Here is a 9,065-nt window from a genome sequence, read left to right on the forward strand (position 1 = left end):
TGATCATCGGCCGTCCGCGCGTGTTTGGCCCGCCTTCGGGCAGCCGCCACACCTTCATGCGGTAGACCTTGCCAACGGTTGAGAAGAACAGCACAGGCGTGTGGGTGCTTGTCACGAACAATTCGGTGACGGCATCCTCATCTTTGGTAGCCATGCCGGCGAGGCCCTTGCCGCCGCGGTTCTGCGCGCGGAAGGTGGCGAGCGCGGTGCGCTTGATATAGCCGCCATGGGTGACGGTAACGACCATCTCTTCGCGTTCCATCAGGTCTTCGTCGTCAAGACCATCCCAGCTCGGCGCGATTTCACACAGGCGGGGGGTGGAGAACTCGCGGTCGATCGCCTCCAGTTCCTCGCGCATCACCGCGTAAAGCTTCACACGATCGCCGAGAATGGCGAGATACTCTTCTATCTCTTTGGCAAGTTCCTTGAGTTCGTCGCCAATCTCGTCGCGGCCAAGCGCAGTCAGGCGGTGCAGGCGCAAGTCAAGGATGGCGCGGACTTGCAGGTCGGAAAGTTTGTATGTTTCGCCCTCATGCTCGGTCTCAATTGCTTCGACCAGCTTTATATAGGGGGCGATTTCAGCCACGGGCCACTCGCGCGCCAGAAGCGCCGCGCGGGCCTCTGGTGGCGATGAAGAGCCGCGGATGATGCGTACAACCTCATCGAGGTTGGTGACTGCAACGACCAGTCCGAGCAATATATGCGCGCGGTCACGGGCCTTGTTCAGCTCGAACTTGGTGCGGCGGGTAATGACTTCTTCACGGAAGCGGATGAACGCCTCGATAAAGTCGCGCAGTGTTAGCACTTCGGGCCGTCCGCCGCGGATCGCGAGCATGTTGGCGGGGAAGTTCGATTGCGCCGGGGTGTGCCGCCAGAGTTGGTTTAGTACGACTTCGGGGGTCGCGTCACGCTTCAAGTCAATAACGACGCGCACGCCCTTGCGGCTTGATTCGTCGCGGATGTCAGAAACACCCTCGATCCGCTTGTCCTTGGCAGCTTCGGCAATCTTTTCGACAAGGCCAGATTTGCCGACCTGGAATGGGATTGAGGTGAGCACGATCGAGCGGCGGTCGCCTTTGCCCTCTTCAATCTCATGCCGCGCGCGCATTACGATCGAGCCTCGGCCTTCGCGATAGGCATTGCGCGCACCAGTCTGGCCAAGGATCAGTGGGCCGGTCGGGAAATCGGGGGCAGGGATGATCTCGATCAGTTCATCGACCGTGATACCCGGGTTTTCGATATAAGCGAGACAGGCCTTGATAACCTCACCCAGATTGTGCGGCGGGATGTTGGTTGCCATGCCGACAGCAATGCCGCCAGCGCCGTTGACGAGCAGGTTGGGGAAGCGGGCAGGGAGGACCTGCGGCTCCTGACGCGAGCCATCATAATTGGGCTGGAAATCGACAGTGTCTTTGTCGAGATCATCGAGCAGCGCATTGGCGACCTTTTTGAGGCGCGCTTCGGTGTAACGCATCGACGCCGGCGGATCGGGATCCATCGAACCGAAATTGCCCTGACCGTCGATCAGTGGGACGCGCAACGACCAATCCTGCGTCATACGGGCGAGCGCGTCATAAATCGCGCTATCGCCATGCGGGTGATAATTGCCCATCACGTCGCCGACGATTTTGGCCGATTTGCGATAGGGGCGCCCCGCGACCATGCCGCCTTCTTGCGACGCAAAAAGGATGCGGCGATGCACTGGCTTCAACCCGTCACGCACATCGGGCAGCGCACGGGCGACGATGACGGACATGGCATAGTCGAGATAGCTCGACTTCATTTCGTCGACGATGTCTACCGGGGAAATATCAGTGGGTTCGATCGGTTCGATCTCTTCGCTCACGCCGCAAAAATCCTTATGTTTTTATCTAAGCGCTGACCCTAGCCCAGCGGGGTAGAAATAGCCACCCGAACACCCCTGAAATGCGCGTTTTTCACCAGTTTATCCACAGATTCGGGGTGATGGGGATAGTTTACAAATGCATTCAACCAGAATTCATCTCCGCCCCGCTATCCCGATTGCGAAACATGGGCGAGGCGCGTAAGGATGGCGGCAAATCAGGGCCGCCTTTTGTGCGATTGGCCGGTCTGTTTTCTAGTTGGAGAGTAGAATGAATCGCATTTCGAAATTTGCCGCTGCCCTTGCTTTGGGTGCATTTGTCGCTGTGCCCGCTGCTTATGCTGCGAAGGATGACAAGAAAAAAGCGGAGGCTGCGAAGCCGGTTAAGCGGAATTATTCCAAGGAATTCCAGAAGGCGTACGCACCCGCTATTGATGCGCTAGCGAAGAAGAAGGACGCGGCTGCGGCAGCGGCAGCGTTTCCGGCCGTTGAGGCGGCGATCATGAATGCAGATGATCGTTTCGAAGCGGGCGTTTTCGCCTTCAATCTGGGTAGCCAGCTGAAAGACGCCGCAATGCAGCGTAAGGGCGTCAACCTGATCGTTGAAAGCGGCGTGGCACCGGCTGAGATGAAACCTGCTTATACGTTCCAGCAGGCTCTCTATTTCTACAACGACAAGGATTATCCAACCGCGACGACGAAGATGCTCGAAGCCTATAATATGGGCTATCGCGGCAGCAACGCCGAGGTGCAGATTTCGAACGCCTATCGCCTGCAGAATAATTATGGCGAGGCCATCAATTGGCTTGGCAAGGCAGTTGAAGCGACCAAGGCTGCAGGTGGAAAACCCGATCCGCAATGGTACGCGCAGGCGTTGAACTATGCCAGCCGGGCCAAGGACAACACCCAGATCCTTCATTGGGGCAAGGAGATGATCAAGGTCGACCCTCGCCCCGAAACCTATCACGATGCCCTGTTCCAATATCAGCGCATCGCCGACCTCGACAATCTCGAGTCGCTGTCGCTCCTGCGTCTGGCGCGTCTGAACAAGGCGCTGATGTTTGAGCATGAATTCAAACAATATGTCGAATATGCCGATGCACGCCGCTATCCCGCCGAAGTGGCAGCAGTGCTTGACGAAGGCTTTGCCAAAGGGACGATCTCGAAGAGCAATCTGACCTTTTCGGAAATCTACTCGAGCGCTCAGAAACTGATTCCAGAGCTTTCGGGAACGTGGGCGCAAGACGAAAAGGCCGCTCTGGCCGCGCCCAAGGGTTATTCTGCCATGCTGACCGGCGACGCCCTGCTGTCATTCGCTCAATATGGCCGCGCGAAGGCCATGTATGAAGCTGCGCTGTCGAAGGGCGGCATCGTTGATCGCGATGGTATTGATCAGACCGACCGTGCACTCACAAATCTTGCTATTGCCAATGTCTATCTGAAGGATTGGGCCGGAGCAAAGGCAGCATTGGCCAAAATCACGGGAACAAAGCGCAAGGGTATTGCCGAATATTGGAACATCTACATCGACCAGCAGGCAGCTGTACCTGCAGCATAACCCAGCATCAAAAGTGATAAAGAGGGCCTGCGTGCAAGCGCGGGCCCTTTTTTAGTCTGATATGGGAACCCCAGGCTGGTCCTTGGCCGTCCGGATCGTCAAAGATGTTTTTACGCTCGAAACGTTAGGCGCGGCTGTCAACTGGGATGTCAGGAATTCCTGAAATGACTGCAGGTCATGCGCCACAATTTTGAGGATGAAATCAATTTCTCCATTAAGCATGTGGCATTCACGGACATTCGGTAGCGAACGCACATGCTCTTCAAAGGCACGCAGATCAGCTTCCGCTTGGCTCTTGAGGCTGACCATAGCAAAAACCATAATCGAATAACCTAGCGCAGCCGGGTCAACCTCCGCATGATAACCACGGATCGCACCCGATTGTTCAAGTGTGCGCATCCGACGCAAACAGGGTGGGGCTGTTAGTCCGACCTTGCTGGCCAATTCGACATTGGTAATGCGTCCATTTTCCTGAAGCTCGGCTAAAAGCTTCAAATCGATCGCATCGAAACTGATTGCTGCCATTTTATGTTATTTCCCTAACCAGATCACAGCTAACCATAAAATAAAATTATAGGCAATTGCAATTGTTCCAAAGCCGGACAGGTAGGTTTGTCAACGTTGTGGATAAGCTATGTCCCATAGTGTGACGCAGCGAAAATGCAGCTTTTGCGGCACCTCTTGCCCCGCTAACGATAGATCGGACCAAACCCTTTTCGTTCAGAAGAAGCCCGTTGCGTGTAGACGATCGCCTTGCCACTGCATTGCAGAATATCGACACTTCGTCTGAGGCGGCGCGGATTGGGCAGTGGCGGCAATTAATCGATATTCTAGCGCAAAATCCGCGCGATTTTCCCGGCGAAATAGTGGCCAAAGGCTTGGTCAACGCGCATGCACTTGGTCGCACACTCGATGCAAAGGAACGACTCGCCGGGGTTCAGGCCCTGTCGGGTCGGATACGATCAGCGCCTCTGGTGCAATTGCTGGCAGGCGATGAACCAGCTATCGCTGCCGTCGCAATTTACGGCGCGGATCTTTCCGACAGTGAATGGAGCGAATTGATTCCTGAACTACCGGTCAGGGCACGCGGATTTTTACGAAACCGAACAGATTTAGGTCAGAAAACACAACTTGCCTTGAAAAGTTGGTCTGGTGCTGATTTCCGTATTCAAGGCACGATCGAAGCAACGCCGGCAGACAACGCAGCCGAAGTGGCACCTTCGGGTGAAATTGGTGCCTTAGTTCGCCGGATTGAACAGTGGCGCAAAGATCGCGAAGCAGGGGATTCGCCGCGGCTGCCACTCGGTGATGAATTTACCGAAGATGCGATTCTGCCCCCTAATGAATTCAGCTTTGAAACCGATGATAATGGAACGATCATCTGGGCTGACGACATACCTAGAGGTGCGGTAGCGGGTGTCGATATAGCGCGGGCAGCCTATGACGATGGCCCAGGCCCAGACGCCTATGGCGCAGCCGCTTTTCGTCAGCGCATGCCGCTCGAAAATGCGCGAATGCGGCTGAGGGGGAGCGCTTTGGTAGATGGCGATTGGCGGATAAGCGCTGCGCCGTTTTTCGATCCGATGACAGGCCGCTTCCGTGGCTATCGTGGCATGATGCGTCGGCCAAAGCTGACCGAGAAGCCAGAAGCTGATGCCTTGAATGAACAATGGCGCCGTCAGCGTGGTGAGGGCATGCAGCAAGTCGTGCATGAACTGCGAACCCCGCTTGGAGCCATAGCCGGATTTGCGGAGATTATCGAGCAACAGCTTTTCGGACCGGTCTCAAACGAATATCGCCAGATGGCAGGTGCAATCCTTGCCGATGCGCAACGTTTGTTGGCTGGTTTTGAGGACCTGTCGGTCGCTTCGCGTCTGGACGCAGGTAATTTTGAGGTTGAACCAGGGGTAACTGAATGTCGCTGGCTTGCCAAAAGATTGGCAGAGCGCTTGGAGCCGGTCAGTGAGGAAAACCGGATTCAACTAAACCTAGCAATTGCCGACCCGGTTAGGGCATTTGCCATCGATAGAACATTGTCAGAGCGAATTTTTTCAAGGCTTTTGTCCGCTGTCATGATGGGTTGCAGTGAAGGTGAAAGCTTGAATGGACGCTTCAAGACAGAACCCGGTGTTACGGCATCCAATCTTTTCTATTTGGAGCTGCCCGTCAAATTGCGGGAGTTTTCAGACGATCAACTTTTCGGAACCGATCCTTCCTATAATGAATTTGAACAGCCGGCGGACACATCTTCTCCGTTGCTCGGGCTTGGTTTTTCGCTTCGCCTAGTGAGGAATTTGGCGCGAAAGGCCGGCGGCGATTTACGCTTTCAAAAGGAAAGTCTAGTATTGTCTATCCCAGCCGTACAGGATGGCGATATGGATTTCAGGGATATCGGGGGCGATTAACATGGGACAGCTTGGGGAGGTGGCTATGTCGTCCGATCCTCAAGGCTTTCCGAAAATCGGTCCGCCGGTCGCTCTCTCTGGGCAGTCGACACCCTGCTTTCTGGTAACGGTTGATACCGAAGAAGAATTTGACTGGTCCGCACCTTTCAGTCGAAACCGGCATGGCGTTACCCATCTTTCTTCAATCGAACCGTTCCAGAAACTATGTGAGCGTTTTGGCGTCAAACCGGTATATCTAGTCGACTATCCGGTTGCGCAGGACGGCTTTGGCGCCGAATTATTCGCTGGCTTGGTAGACAGCGGTGTCGCGGAAGTCGGATTGCAGTTGCATCCTTGGGTGACTCCACCCTTCGATGAAGAGGTTAATGTCCGCAATAGCTATGCGTGCAACCTTGCACCTGATCTGGAGAGAGCTAAGCTGTTCAAGCTCTATGAAATGGTAGAGAAGAAAATTGGTTGTCGGCCCAATAGCTATCGTGCTGGCCGTTACGGGGCAGGGGCCCACACCCCGACATTCCTTGCCGAGCTTGGGATCCGTGTAGATACTTCGGTGCGGTCATTATTTGATTATCGCCAACAGGGTGGGCCGAATTATGCACGAAGTCCTTTGACGCCCTATTGGGTTCAACCAGGCAGTTTACTGGAATTACCGGTAACCTCACTATTCGGTGGTTTGTTCCGGTCGATGGGGCCGTTATTATTCGATCAGGTTTTTAGTTCGGAAACCATGCGTTCGGCGCTTGCGCGCAGCGGGATGCTGGAACGAATTGCGCTTACGCCGGAGGGTATTCCGGCAGAAAAGGCGATCGAGGCTATCGATTTGGCAATTGACGATGGTTTGCCGGTGCTGACTTTCTCTTTCCACTCGCCTTCCTTGGCTGTCGGTCACACCCCTTATGTGCGCACGGAACAGCAACTCGAGCTATTTTATTCTTGGTGGGAGCAGGTTTTTACGCATCTTCAAAAGCGGAACGTCAAGCCATCATCCATCGACGGTATTACAGCAGCTGCTTTCCCGAAGTGATTTGAGCCGGTAGTGATTTGTTGCTTGCCTTTCTAGTCAGGCATCCGCTATCGGCGCGGTGCTCAGGGGGCCTGTAGCTCAGTTGGTTAGAGCTGGCCGCTCATAACGGCTAGGTCGGGGGTTCGAGTCCCTCCGGGCCCACCATAATGCTCCATGTCGGGGAGTAGCGCAGCCTGGTAGCGCATCTGCTTTGGGAGCAGAGGGTCGCAGGTTCGAATCCTGTCTCCCCGACCATTTTTCCAATTCTGCCTTCAACCTGCGGGTTCTGTGACGCGTTTCTTGCGTACCAATGTTTGCGCGTTGGTATATTCGAGCAAACCTTCTTCGCCACCTTCGACGCCCAGGCCTGACTGCTTCAGGCCGCCAAAGGCTGCAGTCGGCGACAGATGCTGGACTTCATTGACCCAGACGGTGCCGCTCTGGATGCGCTTGGCGATTTCGAAGGCCTTGTCCTCGTCATTCCCCCAGATGGAGCCGCCAAGACCATATTCAGTCGCATTGGCGCGCGCGACGACATCGTCATAATCGTCGAATTTCAGCAGCGGCAATACGGGGCCAAATTGCTCTTCCTGCACGATGCGGCTGTCTTCAGGCGGATTGTCGAGGATGGTGACCGGAATGAAATAGCCGGGCACGTCTGACTTCTCACCACCCATCAGGAAGGTATAGCCCTTCTCCTTCGCATCGCGGATCAGGTCGAGCACACGCTCATATTGCGGGCGGTTGTTGATCGGGCCCAATCGGGTGCCTTGTTCGGAACCATCGCCGATCTTCACGGTTTTGGCATAAGCGACAATGGCATCACGCAGCGGCTCGTAAATATCCTTGTGGACATACATGCGCTTGGTGGCGATGCAGATCTGGCCGTTATTGCCAAACGCCGCCCAGAAGAGTTGCTCTGCGACCTTCTCGACATCCACGTCGGGCATTACAATCGCAGGATCGTTGCCGCCGAGTTCGAGCGTGACCCGTTTCAGCGTGGCCGAGGCCGATTGCATGACCTTCTTGCCCGTGGCGGTCGATCCAGTGAAGCTGACCTTGTCGATATCGGGATGCGAGGTCATCCACGGCCCAAGATTGTCGCCACCCGAGATAATGTTGAGCACGCCTGCGGGCAGGATGTCCTTGATGATTTCACCCAGTTTCAGCGTGGTCAGCGGGGTAAAAGGGGACGGCTTCAGCACCATGGTATTTCCGGCAAGCAGACCGGGGCCGATTTTGAAGGCGGCAAGGATCATCGGGAAATTCCACGGGGCAATTGCACCGACAACGCCCAAAGGCACCCGGCGCGTCTCGCTATAGCGTTCGTCGCTATCTTCGTTGACCACCACCGGCAGATCGAGCGAGGACGCGCCCATCAGCCAGAAGGCCGCACCGCCGACATCAGCTTCCGCATCGGCATGGGGCTTACCCTGTTCGGACGTGAGTAGGCGTTTGAGCGGATCGATATTGGCCAGTATCGCCTGCGCCATGGCGTTCAGATATTCGCGGCGCTTTTCGATTGGAAGTGCAGACCAAGCCGGAAAAGCCGCCCGCGCAGCTGCAACGGCGCGATCCAAATCTTCGGGTGTTGCGTCGGGTGCCTGGCCGATAACTTGCTCATTGGCGGGATTGAGGACATCAAAGCTGGCCGAACCGGTTTCGAGCTTTCCACCGATCAGCATGCGATAATCTGAATCGAACTGCATTGTCTCTCTCCTCTGTCGCTTAGGGCAGCAACACCACCTTGATACATTCGCCGCGCGCCTGTGCCGCTATGGCTTCGTTGATTTCGTCCAGTTTGAACGTCCGGATAAGCTTGTCAAACGGGAATCGCCCTGCGGCATGGTGTGCGAGCAGTTCGGGGATGAAGCTTTGCGGATCACTGTCGCCTTCGATGATGCCGATGATGCGAAGACCGGGTGTCATCAGCGCGGAGATATTAACGCTGATGCTGTCGGTCGGTTCCTTTGGAACGCCAACCAGTCCGATCGCGCCATGGCTGCCGAGGGCGGCAAAGCCAGCTTCAATCACGCCGACCACACCGCTGCTATCAAAAGCGAAATCGAGGCCTTCGGGGACGATGGCGCGCAAGGCTTGAGTCAGGTCGCCTGCCGCCGGATCAATGACATGAGTTGCGCCCAATTCAATCGCGACTTCGCGCCGCGACGGCATGGGTTCGACAAGGATGATGGTGCTGCACCCTTGAATGACCGCACCCATCACCGCGGCCAAGCCGACCGGGCCGCCGCCGAA

Annotated in this window: 8 protein-coding genes and 2 tRNA genes; 5 read left to right on the forward strand and 5 right to left on the reverse strand. The window is 55.8% G+C overall.

Annotated elements, in window-relative coordinates:
- The coding region (gyrA, locus tag Q0239_RS01235) for a DNA gyrase subunit A (RefSeq protein ID WP_298597127.1) at window positions 1-1,846 on the reverse strand (1,846 nt) is incomplete at its 3' end.
- 268 nt (window positions 1,847-2,114) lie between these two features.
- Here gyrA and Q0239_RS01240 point away from each other — a divergent pair.
- A complete protein-coding gene (locus Q0239_RS01240) occupies window positions 2,115-3,401 on the forward strand; it encodes a hypothetical protein (RefSeq protein ID WP_298597130.1) in 1,287 nt (428 codons plus the stop codon).
- A 51-nt stretch (window positions 3,402-3,452) separates the two neighbouring features.
- Here the strand turns inward: Q0239_RS01240 and Q0239_RS01245 are convergent, their stop codons facing one another.
- Window positions 3,453-3,926, reverse strand: coding sequence for an Lrp/AsnC family transcriptional regulator (locus Q0239_RS01245; RefSeq protein WP_298597133.1), 474 nt, complete (start codon window positions 3,924-3,926; stop codon window positions 3,453-3,455).
- A gap of 713 nt (window positions 3,927-4,639) precedes the next feature.
- Window positions 4,640-5,167, reverse strand: a complete 528-nt coding sequence (locus Q0239_RS01250; protein WP_298597148.1) for a hypothetical protein — start codon at window positions 5,165-5,167, stop codon at window positions 4,640-4,642.
- Between Q0239_RS01250 and Q0239_RS01255 the strand changes: the two genes are divergently transcribed.
- The 4 genes from Q0239_RS01255 to Q0239_RS01270 all read left to right on the forward strand — a co-directional run bounded on the left by Q0239_RS01255 (window position 5,096) and on the right by Q0239_RS01270 (window position 7,064).
- Window positions 5,096-5,806 carry a histidine kinase dimerization/phospho-acceptor domain-containing protein gene (locus Q0239_RS01255; protein WP_298597136.1) on the forward strand — a complete coding sequence of 237 codons (711 nt, stop codon included), beginning with the start codon at window positions 5,096-5,098 and terminating at the stop codon, window positions 5,804-5,806. The genes Q0239_RS01250 and Q0239_RS01255 overlap by 72 nt on opposite strands.
- On the forward strand, window positions 5,769-6,830 hold the full coding sequence (locus Q0239_RS01260) for a polysaccharide deacetylase family protein (RefSeq protein WP_298597139.1): 1,062 nt from the start codon (window positions 5,769-5,771) through the stop codon (window positions 6,828-6,830). The genes Q0239_RS01255 and Q0239_RS01260 overlap by 38 nt, the downstream gene beginning before the upstream one ends.
- Before the next feature lie 67 nt (window positions 6,831-6,897).
- Window positions 6,898-6,974 (forward strand) — tRNA-Ile (locus Q0239_RS01265).
- Window positions 6,975-6,987: 13 nt separating this feature from the next.
- Window positions 6,988-7,064, forward strand: a tRNA-Pro gene (locus Q0239_RS01270).
- Between the two features lie 17 nt (window positions 7,065-7,081).
- On the opposite strand, the gene Q0239_RS01275 is transcribed toward Q0239_RS01270, so the two are convergent.
- Both Q0239_RS01275 and Q0239_RS01280 read right to left on the reverse strand, forming a co-directional pair.
- Complete coding sequence (locus tag Q0239_RS01275) at window positions 7,082-8,518, reverse strand: aldehyde dehydrogenase family protein (RefSeq protein ID WP_298597142.1); 1,437 nt, start codon at window positions 8,516-8,518, stop codon at window positions 7,082-7,084.
- 19 nt (window positions 8,519-8,537) lie between these two features.
- A partial coding sequence (locus Q0239_RS01280; protein WP_298597145.1) for a zinc-binding dehydrogenase occupies window positions 8,538-9,065 on the reverse strand: 528 nt, incomplete at its 5' end.

This window comes from uncultured Sphingorhabdus sp. (genome assembly GCF_937872355.1).
In the GTDB taxonomy this organism is placed as follows: domain Bacteria; phylum Pseudomonadota; class Alphaproteobacteria; order Sphingomonadales; family Sphingomonadaceae; genus Sphingorhabdus_B.

What these genes read in the sequence shown, in the direction of transcription:
- Q0239_RS01275 (WP_298597142.1), bottom strand. Translation starts at nt 8,518, where the DNA reads ATGCAGTTCGATTCAGATTATCGCATGCTGATCGGTGGAAAGCTCGAA.
- Q0239_RS01245 (WP_298597133.1), bottom strand. Translation starts at nt 3,926, where the DNA reads ATGGCAGCAATCAGTTTCGATGCGATCGATTTGAAGCTTTTAGCCGAG.
- Q0239_RS01255 (WP_298597136.1), top strand. Translation starts at nt 5,096, where the DNA reads ATGCAGCAAGTCGTGCATGAACTGCGAACCCCGCTTGGAGCCATAGCC.
- Q0239_RS01260 (WP_298597139.1), top strand. Translation starts at nt 5,769, where the DNA reads ATGGCGATATGGATTTCAGGGATATCGGGGGCGATTAACATGGGACAG.
- Q0239_RS01240 (WP_298597130.1), top strand. Translation starts at nt 2,115, where the DNA reads ATGAATCGCATTTCGAAATTTGCCGCTGCCCTTGCTTTGGGTGCATTT.